Source organism: Streptomyces sp. NBC_01003 (assembly GCF_045162695.1).
Taxonomy (GTDB): domain Bacteria; phylum Actinomycetota; class Actinomycetes; order Streptomycetales; family Streptomycetaceae; genus Streptomyces.
In genome coordinates this window covers 5,492,501-5,518,653 of sequence record NZ_CP108707.1, presented here as the reverse complement: position 1 = coordinate 5,518,653, position 26,153 = coordinate 5,492,501, and the positions used below count along the sequence as shown (strand labels likewise).

At 68.2% G+C, this 26,153-nt stretch carries 24 protein-coding genes and 2 rRNA genes (1 of these 26 cut by a window edge); 13 read left to right on the top strand and 13 right to left on the bottom strand.

Annotation, left to right across the window (positions count from 1 at the left end; all coding sequences use genetic code 11):
• Positions 1-14 precede the first annotated feature (14 nt).
• Complete coding sequence (gene pstB, locus OG698_RS25300; RefSeq protein ID WP_100595598.1) at positions 15-791, top strand: phosphate ABC transporter ATP-binding protein PstB; 777 nt, start codon at positions 15-17, stop codon at positions 789-791.
• Positions 792-897: 106 nt separating this feature from the next.
• On the opposite strand, the gene OG698_RS25295 is transcribed toward pstB, so the two are convergent.
• Complete coding sequence (locus OG698_RS25295; protein WP_100595597.1) at positions 898-1,896, bottom strand: inorganic phosphate transporter; 999 nt, start codon at positions 1,894-1,896, stop codon at positions 898-900.
• Between the two features lie 9 nt (positions 1,897-1,905).
• Positions 1,906-2,526, bottom strand: coding sequence for a DUF47 domain-containing protein (locus tag OG698_RS25290; RefSeq protein WP_100595596.1), 621 nt, complete (start codon positions 2,524-2,526; stop codon positions 1,906-1,908).
• Between the two features lie 188 nt (positions 2,527-2,714).
• Between OG698_RS25290 and OG698_RS25285 the strand changes: the two genes are divergently transcribed.
• Positions 2,715-3,065, top strand: coding sequence for a metal-sensitive transcriptional regulator (locus OG698_RS25285; protein ID WP_384245867.1), 351 nt, complete (start codon positions 2,715-2,717; stop codon positions 3,063-3,065).
• Positions 3,066-3,157: 92 nt separating this feature from the next.
• Here OG698_RS25285 and OG698_RS25280 read toward each other — a convergent pair whose 3' ends face one another.
• The gene (locus OG698_RS25280; protein WP_399974728.1) at positions 3,158-3,349 is read right to left on the bottom strand and encodes a hypothetical protein; all 192 of its coding nucleotides are present in this window, start codon (positions 3,347-3,349) and stop codon (positions 3,158-3,160) included.
• A gap of 97 nt (positions 3,350-3,446) precedes the next feature.
• Positions 3,447-4,268, bottom strand: coding sequence for a hypothetical protein (locus tag OG698_RS25275; protein WP_406105597.1), 822 nt, complete (start codon positions 4,266-4,268; stop codon positions 3,447-3,449).
• Between the two features lie 391 nt (positions 4,269-4,659).
• Here OG698_RS25275 and OG698_RS25270 point away from each other — a divergent pair, with 391 nt between their 5' ends.
• Positions 4,660-6,228, top strand: a complete 1,569-nt coding sequence (locus OG698_RS25270; protein ID WP_406105596.1) for an FAD-binding oxidoreductase — start codon at positions 4,660-4,662, stop codon at positions 6,226-6,228.
• Between the two features lie 434 nt (positions 6,229-6,662).
• On the opposite strand, the gene OG698_RS25265 is transcribed toward OG698_RS25270, so the two are convergent.
• From OG698_RS25265 to OG698_RS25240, 6 genes are all read right to left on the bottom strand, one after another.
• Positions 6,663-7,382 (bottom strand): phosphatase PAP2 family protein, encoded by a 720-nt coding sequence (locus tag OG698_RS25265; RefSeq protein WP_406105594.1) that lies wholly within the window; start codon positions 7,380-7,382, stop codon positions 6,663-6,665.
• Between the two features lie 235 nt (positions 7,383-7,617).
• Positions 7,618-8,640, bottom strand: a complete 1,023-nt coding sequence (locus tag OG698_RS25260; protein ID WP_406111268.1) for an NlpC/P60 family protein — start codon at positions 8,638-8,640, stop codon at positions 7,618-7,620.
• Between the two features lie 200 nt (positions 8,641-8,840).
• Entirely contained in the window at positions 8,841-8,990 is a 150-nt protein-coding gene (locus tag OG698_RS25255) for a hypothetical protein (RefSeq protein WP_406105592.1), read from the bottom strand.
• Positions 8,972-9,499, bottom strand: coding sequence for a hypothetical protein (locus OG698_RS25250; protein WP_406105590.1), 528 nt, complete (start codon positions 9,497-9,499; stop codon positions 8,972-8,974). Before OG698_RS25250 ends, OG698_RS25255 begins: the two co-directional genes overlap by 19 nt.
• Positions 9,499-11,763: a hypothetical protein gene (locus OG698_RS25245; RefSeq protein ID WP_406105588.1), complete on the bottom strand. Its 2,265-nt coding sequence runs from the start codon at positions 11,761-11,763 to the stop codon at positions 9,499-9,501. Before OG698_RS25245 ends, OG698_RS25250 begins: the two co-directional genes overlap by 1 nt.
• Positions 11,764-11,778: 15 nt before the next feature.
• The gene (locus tag OG698_RS25240) at positions 11,779-12,216 is read right to left on the bottom strand and encodes a hypothetical protein (protein WP_406105587.1); all 438 of its coding nucleotides are present in this window, start codon (positions 12,214-12,216) and stop codon (positions 11,779-11,781) included.
• Positions 12,217-12,692: 476 nt separating this feature from the next.
• Here OG698_RS25240 and OG698_RS25235 point away from each other — a divergent pair, with 476 nt between their 5' ends.
• From OG698_RS25235 to OG698_RS25210, 6 genes are all read left to right on the top strand, one after another.
• On the top strand, positions 12,693-13,001 hold the full coding sequence (locus OG698_RS25235; RefSeq protein WP_100595588.1) for a hypothetical protein: 309 nt from the start codon (positions 12,693-12,695) through the stop codon (positions 12,999-13,001).
• Positions 13,002-13,144: 143 nt separating this feature from the next.
• Complete coding sequence (locus tag OG698_RS25230; protein ID WP_406105585.1) at positions 13,145-13,957, top strand: hypothetical protein; 813 nt, start codon at positions 13,145-13,147, stop codon at positions 13,955-13,957.
• Positions 13,947-15,287 carry a hypothetical protein gene (locus OG698_RS25225; RefSeq protein WP_406105584.1) on the top strand — a complete coding sequence of 447 codons (1,341 nt, stop codon included), beginning with the start codon at positions 13,947-13,949 and terminating at the stop codon, positions 15,285-15,287. The genes OG698_RS25230 and OG698_RS25225 overlap by 11 nt, the downstream gene beginning before the upstream one ends.
• Positions 15,284-16,843 carry an SCO6880 family protein gene (locus OG698_RS25220; protein ID WP_399974706.1) on the top strand — a complete coding sequence of 520 codons (1,560 nt, stop codon included), beginning with the start codon at positions 15,284-15,286 and terminating at the stop codon, positions 16,841-16,843. Before OG698_RS25225 ends, OG698_RS25220 begins: the two co-directional genes overlap by 4 nt.
• 15 nt (positions 16,844-16,858) lie before the next feature.
• Entirely contained in the window at positions 16,859-18,289 is a 1,431-nt protein-coding gene (locus OG698_RS25215; RefSeq protein WP_399974704.1) for an ATP-binding protein, read from the top strand.
• 65 nt (positions 18,290-18,354) lie between these two features.
• Positions 18,355-19,926, top strand: a complete 1,572-nt coding sequence (locus OG698_RS25210; RefSeq protein ID WP_406111266.1) for a TraM recognition domain-containing protein — start codon at positions 18,355-18,357, stop codon at positions 19,924-19,926.
• Here OG698_RS25210 and OG698_RS25205 read toward each other — a convergent pair.
• Entirely contained in the window at positions 19,923-20,489 is a 567-nt protein-coding gene (locus tag OG698_RS25205; protein WP_406105581.1) for a GNAT family N-acetyltransferase, read from the bottom strand. The genes OG698_RS25210 and OG698_RS25205 overlap by 4 nt on opposite strands.
• Before the next feature lie 104 nt (positions 20,490-20,593).
• Between OG698_RS25205 and OG698_RS25200 the strand changes: the two genes are divergently transcribed.
• The 4 genes from OG698_RS25200 to OG698_RS25185 are packed head-to-tail and all read left to right on the top strand — an operon-like array spanning position 20,594 to position 24,252.
• Positions 20,594-21,523 (top strand): ABC transporter ATP-binding protein, encoded by a 930-nt coding sequence (locus tag OG698_RS25200; protein ID WP_406105580.1) that lies wholly within the window; start codon positions 20,594-20,596, stop codon positions 21,521-21,523.
• Positions 21,520-22,293 carry an ABC transporter permease gene (locus OG698_RS25195; protein ID WP_406105579.1) on the top strand — a complete coding sequence of 258 codons (774 nt, stop codon included), beginning with the start codon at positions 21,520-21,522 and terminating at the stop codon, positions 22,291-22,293. Before OG698_RS25200 ends, OG698_RS25195 begins: the two co-directional genes overlap by 4 nt.
• 37 nt (positions 22,294-22,330) lie before the next feature.
• A complete protein-coding gene (locus OG698_RS25190; RefSeq protein ID WP_406105578.1) occupies positions 22,331-23,593 on the top strand; it encodes a sensor histidine kinase in 1,263 nt (420 codons plus the stop codon).
• Positions 23,590-24,252 carry a response regulator gene (locus tag OG698_RS25185; RefSeq protein WP_406105577.1) on the top strand — a complete coding sequence of 221 codons (663 nt, stop codon included), beginning with the start codon at positions 23,590-23,592 and terminating at the stop codon, positions 24,250-24,252. The genes OG698_RS25190 and OG698_RS25185 overlap by 4 nt, the downstream gene beginning before the upstream one ends.
• Before the next feature lie 87 nt (positions 24,253-24,339).
• Here OG698_RS25185 and rrf read toward each other — a convergent pair.
• Together rrf and OG698_RS25175 are read right to left on the bottom strand one after the other, a co-directional pair.
• A 5S ribosomal RNA gene (gene rrf, locus OG698_RS25180) occupies positions 24,340-24,456 on the bottom strand.
• Between the two features lie 89 nt (positions 24,457-24,545).
• A 23S ribosomal RNA gene (locus OG698_RS25175) occupies positions 24,546-26,153 on the bottom strand; it runs 1,516 nt beyond the window's last position.

Sequence of the window (26,153 nt, the reverse complement as noted above, 5' to 3'; positions counted from 1 at the left end):
GAAGTGAATTAGTTATGGCCAAGCGAATCGACGTCAGCGGCCTCACCGCGTACTACGGCTCCCACAAGGCGATCGAGGACATCTCGATGACCGTGGAGCCCCGCTCCGTGACGGCCTTCATCGGCCCGTCCGGCTGCGGCAAGTCCACCTTCCTGCGCACCCTGAACCGCATGCACGAGGTCACCCCCGGTGGCCGCGTCGAGGGCAAGGTGCTCCTGGACGACGAAGACCTCTACGGCACCCACGTCGACCCGGTCGCCGTGCGCCGCACGGTCGGCATGGTGTTCCAGCGCCCGAACCCGTTCCCCACCATGTCGATCTTCGACAACGTGGCGGCGGGCCTGCGCCTGAACGGCTCGTACAAGAAGAGCGAGCTCGGCGACGTCGTCGAGAAGTCCCTCAAGGGCGCCAACCTCTGGAACGAGGTCAAGGACCGCCTGAACAAGCCCGGCTCCGGCCTCTCCGGCGGCCAGCAGCAGCGTCTGTGCATCGCCCGCGCCATCGCGGTCGAGCCCCAGGTGCTCCTCATGGACGAGCCCTGCTCGGCCCTCGACCCGATCTCGACCCTCGCCATCGAGGACCTGATCGGCGAGCTCAAGGAGCGCTTCACGATCGTCATCGTGACGCACAACATGCAGCAGGCGGCCCGCGTCTCGGACCGCACGGCGTTCTTCAACCTGTCCGCGGTCGGCCAGCCCGGCAAGCTCGTCGAGATCGACGAGACCGAGCGGATCTTCTCCAACCCGTCGGTCCAGGCCACCGAGGACTACATCTCGGGCCGCTTCGGCTAGACACCACCAGCTCCTTGCGGTGCTGCATGGCGGTGCCACCGCAAGGCAAAGGGCCCGCCCCCTGGCTCCCGGGGGGCGGGCCCTCTTTTCGTACGAAGACTGCGTACTAGCCGAAGGCCAGATTCACGATCCAGAAGCTCCCCGCCGCGACCAGCGCCGCGGCCGGCATCGTGATGAACCAGCCCAGGACGATGTTCTTGGCGACGCCCCAGCGGACCGCCTTCACGCGCTTGGTGGCGCCGACGCCCATGATCGCCGAGGTGATGACGTGCGTCGTCGAGATCGGCGCGTGGAACAGGAACGCCGAACCGAACATGATCGACGCACCGGTGGTCTCCGCCGCGAAACCCTGCGGCGGGTCCAGCTCGATGATCTTGCGCCCGAGGGTCCGCATGATGCGCCAGCCACCCGCGTACGTACCGAGGGACAGCATCAGCGCGCAGACGAGCTTGACCCAGACCGGGATCGGGTCGCTGTAGGTCTCGTGCCCGGAGATGACGAGGGCCATCACCACGATGCCCATCGTCTTCTGCGCGTCCTGGAGACCGTGGCCGAGCGCCATGCCGGCCGCCGACACGGTCTGCGCGATACGGAAGCCGCGCTTGGCCTTGTGCGGGTTGGACCGCCGGAACAGCCACAGGATCGCGCACATGACGAGATAGCCGACGATCAGACCGATCACCGGCGAGGTGAGCATCGGGATGACGATCTTGTCGAGCACGCCGGACCAGTAGACGGCCGTCCCGCCGGCGAGCGCCGCGCCGACCATGCCGCCGAACAGCGCGTGCGACGACGAGGACGGCAGGCCGAAGTACCAGGTGACCAGGTTCCAGATGATCGCGCCGACGAGCGCGGCGAAGAGGATGCCCATCCCCTTGCCGCCCTCGGGAGTGGCGATGATCCCCTCACTCACCGTCTTGGCGACGCCGCTTCCCATGAAGGCACCGGCGAGGTTCATCACCGCGGCCATCGCGAGCGCCGCCCGAGGCGTCAGCGCACGCGTCGAGACCGACGTGGCGATGGCGTTCGCCGAGTCGTGAAAGCCGTTCGTATACGTGAATCCGAGCGCGACGCCAATCGTCACGATCAGTGCGAAGGTGTCCATGAGAAGGCCTCAGGACTCCTTGACGGCGATGGTCTCCACCGTGTTCGCCACGTGCTCGAAGGCATCCGCCGCCTCTTCGAGCACATCCACGATCTGCTTGAGCTTCAGGACCTCCATGGCGTCGTACTTGCCATTGAAGAGTTGCGCGAGCAGCTTGCGGTGGATCTGGTCGGCCTGGTTCTCGAGCCGGTTGACCTCGATCCAGTACTCGGTGAGGTTGTCCATGGTCCGCAGGTTCGGCATGGCCTCGGCGGTCAGCACGGCCGCGCGCGCCAGAACCTCGATCTGCTGCTCCACACCCTTGGGAAGCTCTTCGACCTGGTAGAGGACGACGAGGTCGACGGCCTCCTCCATGAAGTCCATGATGTCGTCGAGGGACGACGCGAGCTTGTAGATGTCCTCGCGGTCGAAGGGCGTGATGAACGAGGAGTTCAGCTGGTGGAAAATCGCGTGGGTGGCGTCGTCACCGGCGTGTTCCGCTGCCCGCATCCGCTCCGCGATCTCGGCCCGGGCGGAGGAATCCGCCCCGAGCAGTTCCATCAGGAGTTTCGAGCCCGTGACGATGTTGTCCGCGGATGCGGCAAACATGTCGTAGAAGCTCGTCTCCCTGGGGGTCAGACGAAAGCGCACGTGGGGTCCTCGGGGTGCTTTGGATTCGGTCAGGCTGATGCTAGGCGCATCATCCGGCCACGGCTAACCGGCAATACCCCAGTGTCGCCCATCGGGCACTGTGATGAGCACGGGGTCCCGCGAACCCGTCGGACCCCCTCGAAATTCGGTACCATATACCCACTAGGGGTATACAACGGGAGGACGCGATGACCACGGAAGCGACCGAGATCGTGACCGACCACGACGGTGAGACCGTGACGGACCACGATCGTGGCATCCACGGGTACCACCACCAGAAGGCCGAGCACCTCAAGCGCCTGCGCCGCATCGAGGGCCAGATCCGGGGCCTGCAGCGCATGGTCGACGAGGACGTCTACTGCATCGACATACTCACGCAGGTCTCCGCTTCCACGAAGGCTCTCCAGTCCTTCGCGCTCCAGCTCCTCGAGGAGCACCTGCGCCACTGCGTCGCCGACGCGGCGGTCAAGGGCGGTGAGGAGATCGACGCGAAGGTCGAGGAGGCGACGAAGGCGATCGCCCGGATGCTGCGCACCTGAGACGCCCGGGACGTGCACCGCGCGCCCTGCCCTGTGAGATACGTGACCCGGAGCCGGGGCGCGCCGGACGACCGGCCGCGCCCCTCACGGGTTCAGGACTCCCGGAACCCCTCGCCCCGGGGCCACCGTTCGTCGGCGACCCTCAGCACCTCGTCGATACGGTCCGCACTGAGCCGGTCCTCATCCGCGGCCGAAGCCGCGATGATCAATTCACCGCACAGCTCGATCTCGGCGAGGGCGACGTGGTCGTGAACCGCCGTGCCGCCCACCGGAGCCACGTTCATCACCTCTTCCAGCCGTAAGCCGTAGCCGTAACCGACTTCCTAGAGTAGGGAGCGGCCTACGCACTGCGCATGGCACGGACGGACCATTTCCGGACGGCTAATTCTCGGCGATCTTCCCGGCGAAGATGTCCTTTGTGTCGGGAAGTTCGATATTCGCCGTAACCCCGAAGCCGTAGAGCAGAGTGGTGGACGCCACATCGACGACGTCCCTCTTTCCGCCCTGCCCGTTCCCCTTCCCGTTCCCCTTCACCGCAGTCGTCACCTTCGTCGTGTTCACGAAGCTGAACCGGTGCCGCACTTTCCTGATCCGGCCCTCGTCGTCGAGGTACACGTCGAACGGCACCTGATCCTTGGCGAACCCTTTCGCCGCGGCCGTCAGGGCCGGCCGGCCGGCCGGGGAGGCGGCGTGGGCGGCGGCCGCCATGTCGACGGTCCCGCGGTAGTGCCGCACGTCCGTCCCGGCGAGCTCGCTCTCCCCCACATACGTCACCTTGCGCGCGCCCCGCAGCAGTTCGGCGGCGGCCAGCGGATCCGTGGCCCCGCCCGTGACCAGGTTCCCGTCCGACATGGACGCCGTCTCGACCCGCACCCACTTGTCGGCGGGCACCCCCGCGCCCCGGTTCTTCATGTACAGGGCGCCGGGCGCGAGGAGCTCGGTGATGGGGCGGTGCTCCTCGGCGCCGGAAGGATCCTGCGGAAGCACCACCTTCAACTGCCCGACGCGCGCCCGGTAGTCGTAGACGCCCTCGCCCCTGATGGTGACGCGGGTCCCGCCGCTCGCCATCTCCATGGACGTACGGGCCTTGGAACTGCCCTCCCTGACCAGGCGGTCGGCCGCGTCGTGGACGGCGGCGGCGGAGTCGGCCGGGCTCTCGTTGTCCGCCTCGGCGGCGGCCGAACAGCCAGTGGTGAGGCCCATCACTCCGACCGCCGCGGCCGCTGCGACCGCCCGTGCTGCGCGTCCGTGCTGCACCATCGCCTGTCTGCCCCCAAGCCCTGTCGGTCCGAGCGTCCGCGGCCCCTCTGTCGACCGGATAACGACAGTTGCCTGCACCCGTCACGCGTACCGTTGAGGTGTGGCACAAGAGCAGTCCGAACTCCCCGAAACTCACCAGACGACCACGGCCGAACAAGGCCGTTTCTGTATGGCCCGCTGCACCTGCGGCTGGCGCGGCCCCTCCCGCAGAGCCCGCTCGAAGGCGAGAAGCGACGCCGAGGAACACACGACCCGCCCCTGACCCGACCGCCCGGCGTGGAACCCCGCGCTCCCCAAAGACGTCTCGTACCCCGGGAAACAACGGGAGGCGTCCATGGATCGGCGTACGTTCATCGCAGTCGGCGCGGCCACCGTCACGGCAGGCGCGGCCACGGCATGCAGCACCGGCGCGGCGGGGGCCGGCGGGCGGACCAAGCCCAGCGCGACGACCAGCGCGCCCATCCGCACCACCAGCGCGAGCGCCTCCGCCGCGGCGAACCTCAAGGCACTCGCCAAGGACCTCGACGGCACCCTCGTCACCCCCGGTCAGGCCAAGTGGGCGGCCGCGCGCCAGCTCTACAACACCCGCTTCGACAGCCTGAAGCCGACCGCCGTCGCCTACGTCGCCCACCCCGACGACATCCGCACCACGCTCGCCTACGCGCGGGCGCACCACGTCCCCGTCTCGATCCGCAACGGCGGCCACTCGTACGCGGGCTGGTCGTCCGGCGACGGCCGCCTGATCCTCGACGTGTCCAAGCTCTCCGCGATCAGGGCCTCCGGAGGCGAGGCCGTGGTGGGCGCGGGCGCCAAGCTCATCGACGTGTACCGCGCGCTCGCCGCGAAGGGCGTCACCATCCCGGCTGGCTCCTGCCCCACCGTCGGCGTCTCCGGTCTCACCCTCGGCGGCGGCCACGGCGTCGTCTCCCGCGCCTACGGCCTGACCTGCGACAGCCTCACCCAGGCCACGCTGATCACGGCGGACGGCAAGCAGGTCGTCGCGAACAAGAGCGAGAACAAGGACCTGTTCTGGGCCCTGCGCGGCGCGGGCAACGGCAACTTCGGCGTGGTCACCGAACTCCGCTTCCGCACGCACCCCGCCCCGCAGGCCGTCTCCGCGTACATGACCTGGCCCTGGTCGAAGGCCACCGCCGTCCTGAAGGCCTGGCAGGAGTGGGGCCCCTCGCAGCCCGACGAGATCTGGTCGTCCTGCCACATAGCGAACGCCGTCGGAGGCCGGCCGACCATCTCGGTCGCCGCGTTCTCGCTCGGCACGTACCGCGAGCTCCAGAACGCCGTCGACCGCCTCGCCGACGGTCCCGGCGGCCCCGGCCCCGCGTCGAACGTCTCCCTGAAGCGGCGCTCCTACGAGGAGTCGATGGAGGTGTACGCGGGCTGCTCGGCGTTCGCCGAGGACACGATGTGCCATCTGCCGGGCACCACCCCGGGGCGCAGCACGCAGGGGGCGCTGGGGCGTGAGACGTACGCGGCCCGCTCGGACTTCTTCGACCGCTCGATCTCCTCGGCCGGCATCCGCGCCCTGTTCGCCAAGATGGAGAACGTCACCTCGGGCGCCGGCAGCATCGCGCTGACCGCGCTCGGCGGGGCGATCAACCGCGTCGACCCGACCGCCACCGCGTTCGTGCACCGGCGCTCCCGGATGCTCGCGCAGTACATCGTCTCCTGGCAGGCCGGAACGTCCGGCTCCACGGCCCGCGCCTGGCTCGATTCCGCCCACGCGGCGATGCGGCCGTACGCGTCGGGGGCGGCGTACCAGAACTACACGGACCCGACACTGACGAACTGGCGCAAGGCGTACTACGGCGACGCGGCCACACGCCTGGCGACGGTCAAGAAGCAGTACGACCCGAACCGGTTCTTCACGTTCCCGCAGGCACTCTGAGCGCCCTCCAATTGAGCGCGCCCTGATCTGAGCGCGCCCTGATCTGAGCCCCTGAGGGGCGCGGGGCTGTGCCGATTTGCGGCTCCGCCGCGTGCGCGCGCCCAGCCACCACCGGGCCGGCACCGACGCACGACCGTTGCGGCGGCAAGCCCCCCCCCGGACGGCTCAGGCAACACGCCCTCAACTGGCCCGAAGCAGCCCGCAGGGTTCCGCTGGGATCATGAACAAGCCCCGGATACCCCGGATACCCCGCATAGCCGCCGTCCTCGCGATCGCCGCCGCCGCGTTCGCCCTGGGCGCCACGACCGCCGCCGTCACCGACGACGACTCGGACCACCCCGCTTCGGGCCCCCTCGCGGTCACGTCCGGCGCCGTGGCGCTCGCCGCCGCGGCCGGCGGCACCGTCATCCTGTGCCGACGTGCAGCAGAAGAGGCTAAGCGGCCAGATCCCGCTCTTCGGACTCCCGCGGCTCAGGAATCTCCACCGTCTCCCGAGCCGACGAGGCAGGGCTAGGCGACCACACCAGCCACCGCAGCCTCGTCGTCCGCCCGACGGCGCGCGCCAGCGGGGTGAGCAGCGCGGACGCGAGCGGCGACAGGAGCAGTGCCACCGCCGTGCCGAGGGCGAATCCGCCGACGACGTCGGTCGGGTAGTGCACGCCCATGAAGACCCGGCAGAACCCTTCGAGCACCGCGAGCCCAAGACCGATGAGCCCGAACTTGCGGTGGGCGACGAAGAGACCGGCGCCGATGGCCATGGCGAGCGTCGCGTGGTCACTGACGAAGGAGAAGTCCGACTTGCCGTCGACGAGGACGTCGAGGCCCTCGTGGTCGGTGAAGGGCCTGGGCCGTTCCACGAAACTGCGGATCGGCACGTTCACCAGGACGGCGATGCCGGCCGCGAGCGGGGCCCATACGACGGAGGCGACGGACGAGGCGGCGTCGTCGAGGGAGTCCCGCTTCCGCACGCCCCACCAGCACCACAGGGTGAGCAGCACTAGCGCGAGCAGCAGACCGTACTCACCGACGAACGCCATGGCGCTGTCGACCCAGCCGGGGGCGGACTTCGCCAGGCCGTTGATGTCGTAGAGCAGACCGACGTCGGGGTTGGACCCGGAGGCCCCGAGTGCCGAGAGTCCAGCCAGTCCAGCCATCTCGCCGCGGCCCCTTCGTCTTGCTGCTCAGTGGGCGCACACTGTCGTGCGCCGCTCGTCCACCCCCGTGGTCATTGCTCCGCGGTCTTCGTCGATCCGCGATCGGCTCAGGAAAAGGAACGCACGGTCCCCTCTCCTTCGTTCCGCACTCCACCGAATGATCACGCAGACGTTATCGAAGAGAGACACGAAGCCGCAGCTCAGGGCAGGGCTCTGACGGAGAGTTCCGGCCACGTCACACTTCGGTGTTCCCAGCCGGCCTCTCGCTCGGCACCGCCTTCGCACCATCCTCGGTCACCCGCGTCGCCCCGAAATAGTCGGGTGTGTCGACCGGGTCGAACCGGATCACGGCACCCGGCCGCGGTGCGTCGATCATGTAGCCGCCGCCCACATAGATCCCGACGTGCCGGATCGCGCGGCTGTCGGTGAGGTCGTCCGAGAAGAAGACGAGGTCCCCCGGCAGCAGCTCGTCCCGCTTGGGATGCGGCCCGGCGTTGTACTGGTCGTTCGCGACCCGCGGCAGCTCGATCCCGACCTCCCGGTACGCGGCGAGCGTCAGCCCCGAACAGTCGAACCGGCCGCCCTGATCGGCGGTCCCGTTCCCGCCCCACAGGTACTCGGTCCCGAGCTTCTTCTGCGCGTAGTAGATGGCGCCCGCCGCCTGCTGCGACGGCTGCACACGCCCGACCGGCCGCGCGAAGCTCTTCTCCAGGTTCGTGATCGTCTTCACGTAGTTCTGCGTCTCGCGGTACGGCGGTACGCCTCCGTACTTGATGACGGCGTACGCGCCCGCGTTGTAAGCGGCGAGCATGTTCTCGGTCTGATTGCCCGGCGCGTCCTTCACGTACTTCGCGAGCGAGCAGTCGTACGAGGCCGCGGACGGAATGGCGTCCTTCGGATCCCAGATGTCGCGGTCCCCGTCCCCGTCACCGTCGACCCCGTGCGCGGCCCACGTCCCCGGGATGAACTGCGCTATGCCGAGCGCCTTCGCGGGACTCTTCGCGTTCGGGTTGAACCCGCTCTCCTGATACAGCTGAGCGGCGAGCAGCGCCGGATTGATCGCGGGGCAGAGGTTCCCCCACTCCTGCACGATCGACTGGTACGCGGAGGGCACGGCGCCCTTGGCGAGCCCCACGGCCCCCTTGCCGACACCGCTCGCGAGAGAGCCGGCGGCCATGAACGTACCGACGACGAGCAGCGTCACGAACCCGGTCCCCCCGGCGGCGAGCGCACCCCCGACGACCCACGCCTTACGCACCGTCACCCGCCCCTCGAAGCCCGGTAGTACGCCGGGCCTCAGTGTAGGTGGGCAGGGTTCTCACCGGCCCTCATGGCGAGGACGCACCCCCCGGATTGTCCGAATCACGCACGCCCGGACCTCACGTCACCCGGTCCCCCCGACCCGACCATCGCCCGCACCAGCTCGGCGACGATGGCGGCCCGCTGCTCCCCGCTCAACTACGTGTCGGCGACGAGCCGCTCGGCCGCGAGGTAGTGCGAGAGCTCCAACGGCTGGTCGAAGTACGCCCGCAGATGCCCGGCGGCCGTCTCCTGCGGCCTGACGAACGTACTGGTCCGGCCCCGACCGGTCAGCTGTCCGCCGTGCACTCCACCTTCTTCGTCACAGCCGGCACGAAGTCGTCCAGGAAGCGCTGAAGCTTCTTGTAGCCGGAGCTCGAATCCTCCACGCGATCCCCTGCGAACTGGACGTTGAAAGTCAAGTAGGGCGTGGGATCACCGCACTTGGCGCTGACTTCTGCACCGTTGCTCCCGATGACGGCCTGGCCCGGGAACGACACATTTCGCGCGGCTGCCCGCTCCAGTCTTTGGATCACCGCCCTGCGGTTCTCCGGAAGCAGTGGGGCGTCGTCATGCTGATAGGCCACGTACAGGATGCGGGTTCCGTCGACGCTCAGAGAGCAGAAGGCGCCTGGTTTCGACCGCGCTTTCACCCGCTTGTTCTTGAGATTCTCTCCCTCAGGCAGGAGCGGCGAGAGGTCGTCCTTCTTCACCGCGGCATCGCAGAACGTCTCGGGGACGGCATAGCCGCTGCCGCACCCGGTGGTCGTCATCGCGAGGGCGGCCAGAAGCAGCGCCGAGCGGGTCGTCGTCTTCACTAATGGTCTCCCGCGATTCCGTCGGCCATGTCGTTTCCGTCGTTCGCTGCTGCGGCGATCTTCTTGTAGACCCCGTCCTGGAAGGAGTAACCGGTCTCGTCCAGAGCCCAGCTCGAATTGACGGAGTACCACTGATCAGCCAGCTCGTTGAGCTGATTTCGCCGGGTGGCGTATGTCGATGTGCTGTCGTCCGTCAGCCGCTGCGCCTGATGCTCCTGCTCGTCCATGATCCAGGCGGTGGTGACCACGTCTGCTCCGCGTTGCGCGATGTCGCCGTAGACGGGGATGAAGTTGAGGATCGCTCCAGAGCCGTGGTAGCTCCACGCCTTGTCCCAGGTGTAGTCGTGCTGGTCGCCCTTCAGCGCGTTGTACCGGGCTTCCTCCATGAAGCCGACGGCGTAGCCCGCCGAGTCCAGCGTGTCCTCCGGCGCTCTTGAGCGGTCGTGGAAGCTGTCGACGATGGCGTAGTTCATGCCCTCGTGCAGCATTCCGTACGAGTTCTCGCTCCGGGATATCTGCTTGGTCATCTCCATGACCTGCTCCTGATCCAGCGTCGAGTGTTTGCCGCTGACGTCGGACATCGCCGCATACACCTCGTCGCCATGGCTGGTCATGATCTTCGCCATGTCGTCCCGGAATGCCGACGGCATGTCGTCGCCCTGTCCGGACAGCGTGCTCAGCGCGGCCTGGAAAACGCGGTCGTTGGCGGCCGTGTGTGCGGTCGGGCCGTGTGGTGCTCCCGACGGATCGATGCCCGTCGCCGCCGCGGTCAGCGCGTCGCCCAGGCCCTTGCGGTTGTCGGTGTCCGAGCTCTCGCCCGCGTCGACCTCGACGTTTCCCCCTGGTCCCTGCCAGTTGGTGTCGTTGACGACCTGCCAGTCCCGGCTTCCCTCGCCCTTGCCGAGGAGGTAGTCGAAGCGGTTCTTGCCCTCGTCCGTGCCGGGGTCCAGATAGCCGGCGGCTCCCTCGGGGGTGCGCGACATGACGCCGAGCGCTCCGTCGACCGGGTCGTTCGCGAACCAGCCGTCGCCGCCCTTCCCGTCGAAGGTGCCGTACAGGTTCCAGATGTCCGGGTCCTTCTTCTCCATGGAGATCATGTCGTCCGTGACATCCGCTACGAACTGCGGCGAGAAGTCCTTGTGGCCCTGCTCCATGAGCGTGGCGAGGCTCTGGTATCCGCGGACCTGCTGGTCGTGCCCCTTGAAGCCGACGCCGACGTTCTCGCCCGCCGCCTTGAGGTCGTACTTGTCGTCGCCGCGCTCATGCAGAGCGTCGCGCCACTTGTTGTAGAAGCCGGCATCCGATGTTTTCTGCCAGCCCTTGAAAGCGTCGTTGTACGCGGCGGTGCCGAACGGAATGTGCTTGCCGTTCGCGTCCTTGAAATCCGGTACGCGGGTTGCGGTGGCCAGCGAATCGGCTATGCCGCCGTTGATGTTGAGGTAGTCGTTCTTGTTCTTCTTGTCGTCGAAATACGCCAAGTCGTCTATTTTGTTGGTCAGTTGCAATGTCTTGTCGGGGCCCAGCGAGTCCAGGAACGTCCGGCTGAACACCGGGTCGTCGGAGTTGTCGCGCATCAGGCGCTTCCACTCCTCCAGATCGTCCGGCTTCTCGCCCCCGAGGATCCGGTCCGCGTACTGCTTGGCCTCACGCGCCTCGACGACCTCGATGTCACCGACGGCGTCGCCGTTGAAGCCGTGCTCCATGCCGTGCAGCGGATCCATGGCCCGCTCGAACCAGCTCTTGATGCCTGCCGCATCGTGGAGCGCGAGCTTCACGCCCTGGTCCGCGTCGTCGACAGCCTGCACGGCATCCTTGATCTTCTTCGTCCAGGCCGCCTCGGCCTTCTTGTACTGCGAGACGAGGGAGGGATAGTCCTCGTCGTGCCGGTTGGGCGTCAGCTTGCTGTAGTCGTAGACCGCCTCACCCTGGTTGTTGATGGGCATCTCGGCCTTCTTCGCCTGCTCGACCAGGTCTTCGACATGACCGATGAGGCGGGAGAACTGCCCGTGGGCGTCGCGCAGGATCGACGCGACGGCACGCGCCTCGACCTGGGCGTCCGCGTACTGCTTCCGCGTCCCGGTGAACTGCGAGGAGGCGGCGCCCGCGCTCACCCCCACCCAACTGCCGTCGTTCGCGACGGACTCCACCTGATTCCTGTAGAGCGTCTCCAGATCCTCGAATCCGTCGGCCATGTCGTCCCAGTCCTTGGCCGTCGTCGTCAGCGACCTCAGATTGACCGCGATGACGTCCTGATACGTGAGCATGTGCGTCCCCCGCCCCTAGGCCTCGCGCCGGCCGGCGCGCCCCGTGTCGACCTGGTCCGCCCGGCTCTTCACTCCGTGGTCGACGTACTGGAAGTGCTGCTTGGTCTGCTCCAGCGCCGTCTGGTCCCGGCCCAGGCGGCCCTTCAGGCCCTCGACCTGTAACTCCCACTCGGCGTGCGCGCCCTTCAGCCCCGAACCGGTGTCCCAGCCCGAGAACTCCCGGACCGTCGAGCCCGAGGACTCGTCGGCGTGGCCCCCCGCCTTGTCCGTCCCCGGCCTGATGTCCTCCTGCAACACCTTGACCGCGGCCTTCTTCCTCGACGTACTCGACTTGAGGGTGCCGACGTCACCACCGCCGGGGCCACCGGCCGGGGCCAGACTGTTCAGCTGCATATGGCCCTGCCGCCGGGCCAGTGCCTCGGCCTTCAGCTGCTCCCACTCGTCCCACGCCATGTCCACCGTCTCCCCGTGCGATCGCTGTCCCGTACGGCAGCCGCACCGCTCGGCCAGACCGACAGAGGGCGCCACACGGGAAAGCCACAACGCTCACAGACGCCACTGAGGGTGGAAGGGCTGTTTCACCTGCCCTGACGGTGTTCTGACGATGTCCTGACGCCCGCCGCGAACGGCGGAGGGATCTTCGTGGACAATTCACCCCACGCCCCCGCACGACGTTCAGTGAGTGGCCAACGAACCGTCACCGTTCAGGTCACGGCACAGACTTGAGGTTCATTGCCCGGAGTGACGCAGCGTGATACACAGAGTGACCATACGTTCCCTCGTATACGCAACCATGTGAAGACGTTGGAACTCAGCCAAGGAATGGCGCCAAGTCGGCAGGCATCCGCGGCGATCTGGGCAAGAATGGGCCTGACCTCTGCGCTGCGGCGGGGGCGACAGAACTACCCACATGGGGCGGTGAGTTACACATGCTGCTGGCAGCCGGCAAGGGCAACATCGACACCATCATCGGCGGGATCGCCCCCGACTGGGGCCCATTCCAGAACCTCGGCAAGGAAGCCCAGGTCATGGTCGAGGTCGTGATGGCGGTGGCGATCCTGCTGTGCCTGGGCATCGCCATCTGGGGCGCGGCCAAGCAACGGATCGGCGCGACAGCGCTGCGCGACACATTCAGCGCCGAGCAGGGCAAGGGCCTCATCGTCGCAGGCCTGACCGGCGTATTCATCATCGGCTCACTCGGCACGCTCTTCACCATCGTGTACGGCATGGCGATCTAGCCCCTGTTCCGCCCGCTCCGGTCTCATCTGCACTGAGGTTGCAACTCCCTGATGTCGAGTCACCACACCGCGCCCGCGCGGAAAGCCGCGCGGCTACCGTCGTACGTGGCGGTTCAGCACGAGCCTGAGGGGGCGTACGCGGGATGAGTCCGGGCGACGGCAACGACGACGACGGCCTCTACGGCGGCACGGGCCAGACCCGCACGCGCCTGCCGGAGGGCGGGCCGGGCGACGGATACGGCGACGGGCGCAGACCCGCCAGGTCGTCATCGCGCAGCCTCATCACGGTGGTCGGGGTGGTGGTGCTCCTCATCGCTGCTATCGCCTTCGCGAACCGCGGTGGGGACGAGTCCTCTTCGGGGGGCGGCGACGGGAAGAAGCCGGGCGCTTCCGCGACGGCGGCGACCGGGACGAAGCCGGTCGCTTCGGGGTTCGCGCATGACGAGCAGGGGGCGCAGAGCGCTGCGGCGAATTATGCGGTGGCCCTGGTTTCCGCCGACATCCTGAAGCCGGAGCGCCGGTCCGAGATCGTCAGGCAGCTCTTCGTCTCCGACAAGGTCGCCGGGCTGGAAGCCAAGTTCGACAAGGCGTACTCCACTGCCTTCCTCAGCCAACTCGGACTGGACACGAACGGCAACGCGCCGGCGGGCCAGACCTATGTGTCGCGGACCGTCCCGGTCGGGACCAAGACCACGGCGTACTCGGACGGCACGGCGACCGCAGAGGTCTGGTGCACGGGTGCCTTCGGTACAGCCGGTGAGAGCGCGAAGAACCCTGTCACGAACGACTGGTTCACGATGACTCTGAAGCTGCGGTGGACGGACGGCGACTGGAAGGTCGAGAGCTTCTCCCAGAAGGACGGACCGTCCCCTGTGAACGGCGACAACAAGATCTCGTCGGCCGACGAGATCGCCAAGGCCGTTGAGCAGTACGGAGGGTTCACCTATGCCCGGTAGTCGCCATCTGCTGAAGCTCGCCGGCGCCGCGGCAGCCGTCCAGACCGCAACCGTCCTGCTGGCGACCCGTGCCTACTCGGCGCCTGGCGATGACAAGTGCGACCTCATCGTCGGACCCGCCAAGCAGTACTGCGAACGCGGCAACGGAAGGGCCGGATCCGGCGGCGGCACCCCCGCCACACCCCCCGGCACCACCAACCCCCTGGACCCCCTCTCCTCCCTGGCCAGAGGCTGTGCCGACGCCGCGTCCTGGACCGTGGACATGCTCAGCAAGTCCATCAAGCAGAACGCCAACGTCGACTTCACCAACCCGAAGTTCCTCCAGCAGTACGCCATCGTGTTCGCGGCGTCGGCGATTCTCACGTTGCTGCTGTGGCTGCTCGCCGTCGCCAAGAGGGCGGTCCGGGGCGTCCCCCTCGGTACCGCCCTCTCCGAGGCCATCGGGTTCCTCTGGCTCACGGTCATCGCGTCCGCGTTCACGCCCCTGATCCTCTACACCGTCGTATCCGCGACGGACGGTGTCTCGGATGTGCTGGCGAAGGCGACGGGGGATCAGACGGACGCGTTCTTCGGGACGTTCTCCGGTGCGCTGAAGAAGGGCGACGACATAGGGGGCGGGCCGATCATGCTGATCGTCGTCTCGCTGGTGTCGATCCTCGCCGCGGGCGTGCTGTACCTGGAGCTGTATCTGCGGGCCGTGCTGCTGTACGTGGGTGCTCTGCTCGGCATCGTCGTCTACGCAGGGCTCGTCGACAAGAACCTGTGGGGACACGTCCGCCGCTGGGCCGGCGTGATGATCGCCGTGATCCTGGTGAAACCGGTGATTGTCATCGTGCTCGGGTTGGCCGGCGCGTTGTCCGGGTCGGAAGGGCCGGACTCCCTCGCCGCCGTCGTCTCCGGTCTCGCCATCGTGCTGCTCGCGATCTTCGCCAGCGGCATGATCTACCGCTTCGTACCCGGCTTCGGCGACGAGATCGCCAACGGCCGTAACAACCGCATCATGCGCGGCGCCGAGAACAAGGCCGCCGCAGTGATCAGTTCACCCGCCGCACTCGTCTCGCAGGGCATCAAGACGCACAGCGCCCGTGCGGACGGTGGCGGCGGCAGCGGTGGCGGCCAGTCCCAGGCCCGCCCCGCGAACCCCGTGTCGGGAGGCGTGGCCGCACACAGCACACGCCCTTCCTCCGGGGGCAGTGGCGGTGGCGGCGGATCTGTCCCCTCCGCCGCACCTCCGCCCCGTACGAGTCCCACGAGCACGCCGCACGCGCGCAATACGCGTAGCGGCGGGAACACCGGCAACAGCAATCGGCAAGGAGGTGCAGGGCGTTGACGACCCAGTCCCATGTGTCCCCATCGGTCACGCCCCGCCGTACGTATCTGATCGGCCGTGCCCGGCCGAACGCCATCGTCGGCAGGAACCGCGAGACCGGCGAGATCGCCCTCATCATCGGGGGCGCTTTCCTGGGCATGATGTGCGGGCTTCTCGTCCCCGCCCTGTCCCTGCGCATCATGCTGCTCCTGGGCTTCCCGCTGATCGCGCTCGCGGCCGTCTACATCCCGTACAAGCACCGCACCTTCTACAAGTGGTTCGAGATCAACCGCAGTTACAAGCGGCAGCTGAAGCGCGGCACGACGTACCGGTCGCGGGCCATGGACGCGGGGGTGCGGCTCGACGGGCGCGAGGTGGAGATCGGGCCGCCGCCCGGCATCGGCCGGCTGACCTGGCTGGCCGCGCCGTTCGGGCCGGACGAGATCGCCGTGCTGCTGCACGCCGACCGGCGGACCGTCACCGCCGCCATCGAGATCGAGGGCCCGGGTGTCGGTCTGCGGGACAGCGAGGACCAGGAGGCGCTGGTCGACCGGTTCGGGACGCTCCTGAAGCACGTCGCGAACGGGGACGGCTTCGTCACGCGGCTGCAGATGCTCGCCCGCACGCTCCCCGCCGACCCCGACGCGCATGCCAAGGACGTCGCCGTGCGCGGTGACGACCGCACGCCGGGCTGGCTGCAGCAGTCGTACAACCAGCTCCAGTCGATGGTGTCGACGAGCAGCGAGCAGCACCGCGCCTACCTCGTGGCCTGCATGCACTACACCCGCGAGCTGGCCGCCGAGGCGCACGCCATGGCGCGCGCGGCCCGTCCGCACAGCGGCCGCAAGGTCGACCGGGACGCCGGGCTCGCGGTCGTCATGGCGCGCGAGCTGACCGACATCTGCTCGCGCCTCCAGGAGGCCGACATCCGGGTGCGCCAGCCGCTCGGGCAGGGGCGGCTCGCCTCGCTCGTGCACTCCATGTACGACCCGGATCATCCGATCGACCACATCCAGGCCATGACCAAGCGCAATGCCTGGCCGGCCGAGCTGGACGCGATGGAGCCGACGTATCTCCAGGCCAAGACGCGCGAGTCGTCCACGCGCGCGCCCTGGTGCCACGCCACCGCCTGGGTGAAGGAGTGGCCGATGACGCCGGTCGGCGTGAACTTCCTGGCGCCGCTCCTCGTCCACACCCCCGACGTCATCCGCACCGTGGCCGTCACGATGGACCTGGAACCCACCGAGGTCGCCATCGAGCGGATGCTCACCGAGAAGACGAACGACGAGGCGGAGGCCAGCCGCGCCGCCAAGATGAACCGGACCGTCGACCCACGCGACGTCGCCGCCAACACCCGCCTCGACCAGCGCGGCGAGGACCTCGCGAGCGGCGCGGCCGGGGTCAACCTCGTCGGCTACATCACCGTCTCCTCCCGCTCCCCGGAGAGCCTCGCGCGCGACAAGCGCACGATCCGCGCCTCCGCCGGCAAGTCCTATCTGAAGCTGGAGTGGTGCGACCGCGAGCACCACCGGGCCTTCGTCAACACATTGCCGTTCGCGACCGGCATCCGACGGTAGAGGCAGGGCTCTGAGATGCGGGATCCGCTGTCCATGGCCACCGACGCCTTCACCTCCTTCCTGTTCGGGAAGGTGGAGACGACCCGGCTTCCTGTGCGTACGTCGACGGGCCAGGCCCAGGCGGTCTACCTGCCGACGGCCGCCCCCGGGCTCGGCGACTCGGGCGTCATCATCGGCCGGGAGGTCTACTCCGGCAAGGGCTACATCTACGATCCCTTCCAGCTGTACGGGCAGCAGCTGCCCGCCCCGCACTGGCTGGTCCTCGGCGAGTCCGGCAACGGCAAGTCGGCGCTGGAGAAGACGTACGTCCTGCGGCAGCTGAGGTTCAAGGACCGCCAGGTCGTCGTCCTCGACGCGCAGGGTGAGGACGGGGTCGGCGAATGGAACCTCATCGCCCAGGAGCTGGGTATAACTCCCATCCGGCTGGACCCGACGGCCGCTCTGGACATGGGGATCCGGCTCAACCCGCTCGACCCGGCGATCACGACGACCGGGCAGCTCGCCCTGCTCCGGACGATCATCGAGGTCGCCATGGGGCACGGCCTCGACGAGCGCTCCGGCTTCGCCCTCAAGGTCGCGCACGCCTACGTCAACGAGACCATCGTCGACCGCCAGCCCGTCCTGACCGACATCGTCGAGCAGCTCCGCCACCCGGAACCCGAGTCGGCGGAAGCGATGAACGTGGCCATAGACGACGTACGGGCATGGGGACTTGATGTCGCCCTCGTCATCGACCGTCTCGTGGACGGTGACCTGCGCGGCATGTTCGACGGTCCGACGACGGTCGGCATCGACCTCGACGCCCCGCTGATCGTCTTCGACCTCTCCCACATCGACCGCAACTCCATCGCGATGCCGATTCTGATGGCGATCGTGGGCGTGTGGCTGGAGCACACGTGGATCCGGCCGGACCGCAAGAAGCGCATCTTCCTGGTGGAGGAGGCGTGGCACATCATCAACTCGCCCTTCGTGGCGCAGCTGTTCCAGCGGCTCCTGAAGTTCGGGCGGCGGCTCGGCCTGTCGTTCGTGGCGGTCGTCCACCACCTCAGTGACGTGGTGGACGGGGCCGCGGCCAAGGAGGCGGCCGCGATCCTGAAGATGGCGTCGACCAGGACCGTCTACGCCCAGAAAGCCGACGAGGCACGGGCCACCGGTCTCGTGCTCGGCCTGCCACGCTGGGCCGTGGAGATCATCCCCTCGCTGACGCCGGGCATCGCGGTCTGGGACGTGAACGGGAACGTCCAGGTCGTGAAGCACCTCATCACCGAGACGGAACGGCCCCTGGTCTTCACCGACCGCGCCATGACGGAGTCCTCCGCCGAGACGCTCGGTGACGACGACGCGATGCGCGCCGCCGACCTGGAGGCGGAGGAACGGGCGGCCGCGTTCGTGGAACAGCACATGGGCGACCGGTACAAGGACTCGTCGGAGTCGACGGTGGCCTGAGGTCTGAGGTCTGAGGCCTGAGGCCTGGGAAGTTACTTGTGGGGCTCGGCGAGAGCGAGAGCGGGATGCGGCGGCACGACGCCTACGAGCAGGACGACAGGTACGGGGAGCGGGGCCGCGGTGGCCCCGCCCCGCGGGAACGGGAACGCGGCGTTCCCGACGGGCTGCTCCTCGGCGTGCTCGCGTTCCTGCTCGGCATGACCGTCATGGTGTGGACGGCGACGGGCCTGTCGGGTCTGTTCGCCAAGGGCGCCTGGCCGGACGGCGTGACGATCCGCCACACGCCGGTGGCCATGCGCTCCCTCATCGGCCGCCCGCACGACCTGCCGGGCGCGTGGCCGGACACCCCCGACGGGCAGCTCTCCGGGTACGGGCTGTTCTGGGGCCTTTTCATCGGCCAGGTGCTCGTGCTGATCGTGCTCGCGGTGTTCGTCGCGGGGACGTTGGCGCGGTGGCGGGCCGTACGGCGGAGGGGCCGGGCGGGGGCCGCTGCCGCTCCGTCGGCCGAACCGGCGCCTGCGGTCACGCCCGCTCCCCGGGCCACCGTCTCGGAGGTCGTCCCGGCGGCTGGGGCGGAACCCCCTGACAGTCACGCGCACGACCAGCACGACCATCGCCACGCGCAGGACCAGCACCACGAGCATCTCGAGCACCTCGCGAGTCCCGTCACACCGGCCGCCGCCCCCATGGCCGTCCCCGCCCCCCGAGGCCCCGTCGTCCTCGGCCCCGCCGAGACCCGGGCTCCCCGGGCCATTCAGGCCATCCGGGACGCCGAGGGTCCCGTCCTCGTCGTCACGTCGTCGGCGAGTGTCTGGGCCGAGACCAAGGACGCCCGGTCGAAGCTCGGCCCCGTCCTCGTCTACGACCCCACCCATCTGTGCGACACCCCGGCCCGCCTCCACTGGAACCCGGCGCAGGGCTGCGAGGACAAGCCCACGGCCGCGTCCCGGGCGGCCGCGCTCCTCGCCCCGATCCGGCCCACCGCCAAACTCGACATGGCCACCGCCGACACGGCCGAGACGCTGCTGCGGAGCTTTCTGCACGCCGCCGCCGTGGACGCGAAGCCCTTCCGGCACGTGCACCGCTGGGCGCAGGGCAGTCAGGTCCAGGAGGCCGTACGCATTCTGCGTACCAGCCCGAAGGCCGCGGCCGGCGCCGCGGGCGAGCTGGAGGCCGCGCTCACCTCTCATCTCGAACGCCGGGACATGGCCCAGGAGTTGACGGCGCGCGCTCTGTCCTCGCTGTTCTCTGTCCACATCCGCGAGGCCTGCACCCCAAACCGAACTGATGCGCTCACCCTGGATTCCTTCGTGAACGAAGGGGGCACGCTTTATGTGGTGGGTGAAGCCATCGAGGATCCCAAGTCGGACCCGGGCGCGATGCCCCTCCTCACGGCCCTCGCCTCAAGCGTGGTCGAGCACGGCCGGCGCATGGCCGAACGGTCATCTGCCGGTCGGCTCGACCCACCAATGGCGCTCGTCCTCGACGATGTCGCCGCGGTGGCTCCGCTTCCCCAGCTGCCGGAGCTGCTGTCCACCGGAGCGGACCGGGGTCTGCCGACCCTGGCCCTCCTCCGCTCCCGGGAACAGGGCCGGGCCCGCTGGCCGCACGCAGAACTCCCGGTTCCCCAGGCCTAGTTGTCCCCGGATCCCTCCAGCACCATCTCGTACTCGTACTTCGACGGGTCCGACGGCACCGGCACGCTCGCCCCGGTAGGGACGAAGCCGAACCGCCGGTAGAACGCCTGCGCCCGCGCGTTGTCCTCGTGCACGTACAGCCGCACCCGCTCCAGGCCCTCCAGTGAGCGCGCCCACTCCACGGCCGCCAGGAACAGCGCCTCGGTCACGCCGCTCGCCCGGTGCTCGGGCCGCACGTACACGCCGACGAGATGCGCCTGCCGCACGTCGCTCGTCTCGCCGAACGCGAGCGGCGCACCGGCCTCCTCGACCAGCACGGTCACAGATCCCCACCACCGGCCGTCCGCTCCCTCGGCGACGAACTGCCGTGCGGAGCCGTCGAGTTCGAACCGTCCGGCCCGTTCCCGCCAGAGCTCCTCGGGCCGCGCGAGCGCGGTCTCGTACGTCTCCAGGAAGGCGATCGGCGCCGCCGGATCGCGCAGGGACGCGAGCCGTATCTCCCGCACCGCCTCCCACTCCTGTGACCGGACAGGACGTACGACGTACTTCTCGGCAGGCTCCATGGGCCGGACCCTACGGGACCGTCGTACCGGGGTACTACGCGTTTTCCGCAGCTCCGGACCACGGTCGGACGCCCCGTCCCGGCCCCTTTTTCTACCTTCGAAGCATGACGATCAGGGCACACGGACTCACCAAACGCTACGGCGACAAGACCGTCGTCCAGGACCTCACCTTCACGGTCAACCCGGGCACCGTCACCGGCTTCCTCGGCCCGAACGGCGCCGGCAAGTCCACCACCATGCGCATGCTCCTCGGCCTCGACGCCCCCACCTCGGGCCGCGCCACCGTCGGCGGCCGCGCCTACGCCGCACACGCCGCGCCGCTGCACGAGGTCGGCGCCCTCCTGGAGGCCCGCTCGATCCACCCGGGCCGCACCGCGTTCCACCACCTCATGGCGCTCGCCCACACGCACGGCGTGCCGCGCTCCCGCGTCGACCACGTCCTCGCGCTCACCGGCCTCACCGAGGTCGCGGGAAAGCGCGTGAAGGGCTTCTCCCTCGGCATGGGCCAGCGCCTGGGCATCGCGGCCGCGCTCATCGCCGACCCGGCCACCGTCATCCTGGACGAGCCGGTCAACGGCCTCGACCCGGAGGGCGTCCTGTGGGTCCGCAACCTCCTCAAGTCCCTGGCCGCGGAAGGCCGTGCGGTCCTCGTCTCCTCGCACCTGATGAGCGAGATGGCCCTGACCGCGGACCACCTCATCATCATCGGCCGCGGCCGCCTCCTCGCCGACACCACCGTCTCGGACCTCGTACGCGAGTCAGGCGCGGCCTACGTCAAGGTCGTCACGCCCGAAGCCGTACGCCTGCGCGAGCTCCTGTCCGGCGCCTCCGGCGTCGACGTCACCGGCGAGTCCCCCGACACCCTGCACGTCCGCGGCACCGACGCCCCGGACATCGGCCGCGCCGCCGCCACGCACGGCATCCCCCTCTTCGAGCTCACCCCGCAGACCGCCTCTCTGGAGCAGGCCTTCATGGACCTCACCCACGACTCGGTCGAGTACCAGGCCACCGCCCTGACGGGAGCAGCAGCATGACCACCGCAGTCCCCTACCGCGTCACCACGCCCCGCGTGCTGCGCTCCGAGTGGCACAAGTTCTGGACCCTGCGTTCCACGTGGATCACCCTCGCCGTCGCGAGCGCCCTCATCCTCGCTGTCGGCGTCACCATGGGCTCGACGTACGACGGCGACGACTCCGAGATCGACACCGTCGTCTTCGTCCTCCTCGGCACCCAGCTCTCGCAGATCTGCGTCGCCGTCCTCGGCATCCTGGTCACGGCGAGCGAGTACTCGACGGGCATGATCCGCGCCTCGCTGACGGCGGTCCCGCGCCGGTCGCCCGTCCTGTGGTCCAAGGCCGCCGTGTTCGCGGCCGTCGCGTTCGCCCTGAGCTTCGTGACGAACGTGGTCACGTTCCTCGTCGCACAGATCTGGCTCTCCGACGGCGACAAGGCGACCTCGCTCACCGACGCGGGCGTCCTCGGCGCCCTCGCGGGCAACGCCGCCGGCGTCACCCTGATGAGCCTGATCGCCCTCGGTCTCGGCGGCCTGCTCCGCTCGGTCCCGGCCGCGATCGGCGCCTTCGTCGGCGGCGTGATGATCCTCCCCGAGATCCTCGGCATGCTCCCGTACGACGCCGTGGACAGCGCCATCAACTACTTCCCGACCCAGTCCGCCGAAGCCCTCGGCTCCGCCACCCGGCTCGCCGACGCGGTCTCGCCCGCCATGGGGCTCCTCTCCCTGACCCTGTGGGCCGCCGCGGTCCTCACGGCCGCGGCCCTGCTCCTCAGGCGCCGCGACGTATGACGCCCCGCGGAACCCTTTCCCGTACGAGGATGAAGCGGTGACGGACGAGGTGACGGACGACAGGACCCAGGGGCCCGAGCGAGCCCCCTTCCCCCTCACCGCTTACGTCCAGCGGCTCACCGAGCGGGTGCGCGCCTTCGACCGGCGCCGCCCGCTCGTCTGGGATCTGCACCTGACGGGCTTCTTCGTGACCGCCGCCGTCATCGACTACGCGGGCGGCGGCTGGCGCAACATCGCCCACAACACCGACGTACGGGGCCCGCTGATCCTGTGCCTGAGCCTCGCTCTGACCGTGCCCCTGCTGTGGCGCCGCACGCGCCCGATGACGGCCCTGGCGGTGATGGTGGCGGCAGGTGTCGTGAACAGCTGGACGGGCGCCCTGCTCCAGGCGGCGCTGGTCCAGCTCATCGTCGTGTTCAACGTCGCGCTGCGCCGCCCCCTCAAGCTCCTTGCCGCCGCCTGCGCGCTGACGATCGCGCCGGTCGTCGTGGGCGTCGCCCGCTATCCGAAGGGCAGTTGGGACCAGCAGATCGTCCCGCAGGTCTGGGCCATCACCCTGGTGGCACTGCTCGGCATCGCGGTCCGCAGCCGCCAGGAGTACACGTCGTCCCTCGTCGAGCGCGCCCGCCGCCTGGAGGTCGAGCGCGACCAGCAGGCCCGGCTCGCCGCGGCCGCGGAACGCACCCGCATCGCCCGCGAGATGCACGACATCATCGGCCACAACCTCTCCGTCATCACGGGTCTCGCCGACGGCGGTTCCTACGCGGCGGCCAAGAGCCCCGAGCGCGCCGGGCAGGCCCTGGAGGCCATCGCGACGACGAGCCGCCAAGCCCTCGCGGAACTGCGCCGTCTGCTCGACGTCCTGCGCGAAGAGGCCGTGCCCACAGCCGAGTTGGCTCCCCAGCCGGCACTCACGGACCTGGATCAGCTGGTCGACGGCGTACGCGCGGCCGGCCTGCCCGTACGCCTCGCGCTGCGCGGCCGCCCCGACTCCCTCGCCCCTGGAAGGGAACTGACGGTGTACCGCGTCGTGCAGGAGGCGCTCACCAATACGCTCAAGCACGCCGGTCCCGGCGCCGCCGCGGCCGTAGACGTCACGTACGGGGACGACGGGGTGCGCGTCAGCGTGACCGACACGGGCCGCGGAGGCCCGGCGCCGGAGCCGGGCGCGGGACGCGGCCTGACCGGCATGCGCGAGCGAACTTCCCTCTACGACGGCACACTTGAGGCAGGCCCGCTGCCCACGCCCCCGGGCGGCTGGCGCGTCCATCTCCACCTCCCGAAGGAACCCTCCCCGTGACCAGCGTGCTCATCGTCGACGACCAGCCCATGCAGCGCTTCGGCTTCCGCATGCTGCTGGAGAGCCAGGACGACCTGACCATCGCCGGCGAGGCGGGCGACGGCGCCGAGGCGGTCCGCCTCACGGCACGCCTCCACCCGGACGTCGTCCTGATGGACATCCGCATGCCGGGCCTCGACGGCATCGAGGCCACGCGCCGCATCGTCGGGTCCGGCGCCCGCACCCGGGTCCTGATCCTCACAACGTTCGACCTCGACGAGTACGCGTACGACGGCCTGCGCGCGGGAGCGTCCGGCTTCCTCGTCAAGGACGCGCTGCCGGAGGAACTCCTCTCCGGGATCCGGGCGGTCGCGACGGGCGACGCGGTGGTCGCCCCGAGCCTGACGCGCCGTCTCCTCGACGCGTACGTCCAGCACTTGCCGGCCACGAACGCACCCCAGGGCCCCGACCCGCGCATCGCCGCCCTCACGGACCGGGAACGCGAGATCCTCACGGTCATCGCCCGGGGCTGGACGAATTCGGAGATCGCCGCGCGCCTGCACCTGGCCGAGTCGACGGTGAAGACCCATGTGAGTCGCATCCTGGCGAAGACGGGCGCCAGGGACCGGGTGCAGGCGGTGATCGTGGCGTACGACGCGAAGCTGGTGGAGCCGGCGTGAATCTGCGGCTTCCTTTATGGTCGGGAACGCAAAAAAGCCTCATTCCCCGAGTTTTCACTCGGGGAATGAGGCTTTTTATCAAAAATAGTTCGGCGGCGTCCTACTCTCCCACAGGGTCCCCCCTGCAGTACCATCGGCGCTGTGAGGCTTAGCTTCCGGGTTCGGAATGTAACCGGGCGTTTCCCTCACGCTATGACCACCGAAACACTATGAAACTGTCAACCGCACCACGCTCTGTGACAAACGTGGGGTTGTTCGTGGTTTCAGAACCAACACAGTGGACGCGAGCAACTGAGGACAAGCCCTCGGCCTATTAGTACCAGTCACCTCCACCCGTTACCGGGCTTCCAGATCTGGCCTATCAACCCAGTCGTCTACTGGGAGCCTTAACCCCTCAAGGGGGTGGGAATACTCATCTCGAAGCAGGCTTCCCGCTTAGATGCTTTCAGCGGTTATCCTTTCCGAACGTAGCCAACCAGCCATGCCCTTGGCAGGACAACTGGCACACCAGAGGTTCGTCCGTCCCGGTCCTCTCGTACTAGGGACAGCCCTTCTCAATATTCCTACGCGCACAGCGGATAGGGACCGAACTGTCTCACGACGTTCTAAACCCAGCTCGCGTACCGCTTTAATGGGCGAACAGCCCAACCCTTGGGACCGACTCCAGCCCCAGGATGCGACGAGCCGACATCGAGGTGCCAAACCATCCCGTCGATATGGACTCTTGGGGAAGATCAGCCTGTTATCCCCGGGGTACCTTTTATCCGTTGAGCGACGGCGCTTCCACAAGCCACCGCCGGATCACTAGTCCCGACTTTCGTCCCTGCTCGACCCGTCGGTCTCACAGTCAAGCTCCCTTGTGCACTTACACTCAACACCTGATTACCAACCAGGCTGAGGGAACCTTTGGGCGCCTCCGTTACTCTTTAGGAGGCAACCGCCCCAGTTAAACTACCCATCAGACACTGTCCCTGATCCGGATCACGGACCCAGGTTAGACATCCAGCACGACCAGAGTGGTATTTCAACGACGACTCCCCCTGAACTGGCGTCCAGAGTTCAAAGTCTCCCACCTATCCTACACAAGCCGAACCGAACACCAATATCAAACTGTAGTAAAGGTCCCGGGGTCTTTCCGTCCTGCTGCGCGAAACGAGCATCTTTACTCGTAGTGCAATTTCACCGGGCCTATGGTTGAGACAGTCGAGAAGTCGTTACGCCATTCGTGCAGGTCGGAACTTACCCGACAAGGAATTTCGCTACCTTAGGATGGTTATAGTTACCACCGCCGTTTACTGGCGCTTAAGTTCTCAGCTTCGCACACCCGAAAGTGCACTAACCGGTCCCCTTAACGTTCCAGCACCGGGCAGGCGTCAGTCCGTATACATCGCCTTACGGCTTCGCACGGACCTGTGTTTTTAGTAAACAGTCGCTTCTCGCTGGTCTCTGCGGCCACCCCCAGCTCATGAAGTAAATTCAATCACCGGTGATGGCCCCCCTTCTCCCGAAGTTACGGGGGCATTTTGCCGAGTTCCTTAACCATAGTTCACCCGAACGCCTCGGTATTCTCTACCTGACCACCTGAGTCGGTTTAGGGTACGGGCCGCCATGAAACTCGCTAGAGGCTTTTCTCGACAGCATAGGATCATCCACTTCACCACAATCGGCTCGGCATCAGGTCTCAGCCTTAATGTGTGACGGATTTACCTATCACACGGCCTACACCCTTACCCCGGGACAACCACCGCCCGGGCTGGACTACCTTCCTGCGTCACCCCATCACTCACCTACTACAAGTCTGGTCCGTCGGCTCCACCACTTTCCTTTCCCCGAAGGGTCCGGAACGGCTTCACGGACTTAGCATCGCCTGATTCAATGTTTGACGCTTCACAGCGGGTACC

Coding starts and splice junctions, on each gene's coding strand:
- OG698_RS25245 (WP_406105588.1), bottom strand. CDS start 11,763: ATGCTCACGTATCAGGACGTCATCGCGGTCAATCTGAGGTCGCTGACG.
- OG698_RS25235 (WP_100595588.1), top strand. CDS start 12,693: ATGCTGCTGGCAGCCGGCAAGGGCAACATCGACACCATCATCGGCGGG.
- OG698_RS25225 (WP_406105584.1), top strand. CDS start 13,947: ATGCCCGGTAGTCGCCATCTGCTGAAGCTCGCCGGCGCCGCGGCAGCC.
- pstB (WP_100595598.1), top strand. CDS start 15: ATGGCCAAGCGAATCGACGTCAGCGGCCTCACCGCGTACTACGGCTCC.
- OG698_RS25240 (WP_406105587.1), bottom strand. CDS start 12,216: ATGGCGTGGGACGAGTGGGAGCAGCTGAAGGCCGAGGCACTGGCCCGG.
- OG698_RS25230 (WP_406105585.1), top strand. CDS start 13,145: ATGAGTCCGGGCGACGGCAACGACGACGACGGCCTCTACGGCGGCACG.
- OG698_RS25270 (WP_406105596.1), top strand. CDS start 4,660: ATGGATCGGCGTACGTTCATCGCAGTCGGCGCGGCCACCGTCACGGCA.
- OG698_RS25280 (WP_399974728.1), bottom strand. CDS start 3,349: ATGAACGTGGCTCCGGTGGGCGGCACGGCGGTTCACGACCACGTCGCC.
- OG698_RS25195 (WP_406105579.1), top strand. CDS start 21,520: ATGACCACCGCAGTCCCCTACCGCGTCACCACGCCCCGCGTGCTGCGC.
- OG698_RS25265 (WP_406105594.1), bottom strand. CDS start 7,382: ATGGCTGGACTGGCTGGACTCTCGGCACTCGGGGCCTCCGGGTCCAAC.
- OG698_RS25215 (WP_399974704.1), top strand. CDS start 16,859: ATGCGGGATCCGCTGTCCATGGCCACCGACGCCTTCACCTCCTTCCTG.
- OG698_RS25205 (WP_406105581.1), bottom strand. CDS start 20,489: ATGGAGCCTGCCGAGAAGTACGTCGTACGTCCTGTCCGGTCACAGGAG.
- OG698_RS25275 (WP_406105597.1), bottom strand. CDS start 4,268: ATGGGCCTCACCACTGGCTGTTCGGCCGCCGCCGAGGCGGACAACGAG.
- OG698_RS25210 (WP_406111266.1), top strand. CDS start 18,355: ATGCGGCGGCACGACGCCTACGAGCAGGACGACAGGTACGGGGAGCGG.
- OG698_RS25295 (WP_100595597.1), bottom strand. CDS start 1,896: ATGGACACCTTCGCACTGATCGTGACGATTGGCGTCGCGCTCGGATTC.
- OG698_RS25285 (WP_384245867.1), top strand. CDS start 2,715: ATGACCACGGAAGCGACCGAGATCGTGACCGACCACGACGGTGAGACC.
- OG698_RS25200 (WP_406105580.1), top strand. CDS start 20,594: ATGACGATCAGGGCACACGGACTCACCAAACGCTACGGCGACAAGACC.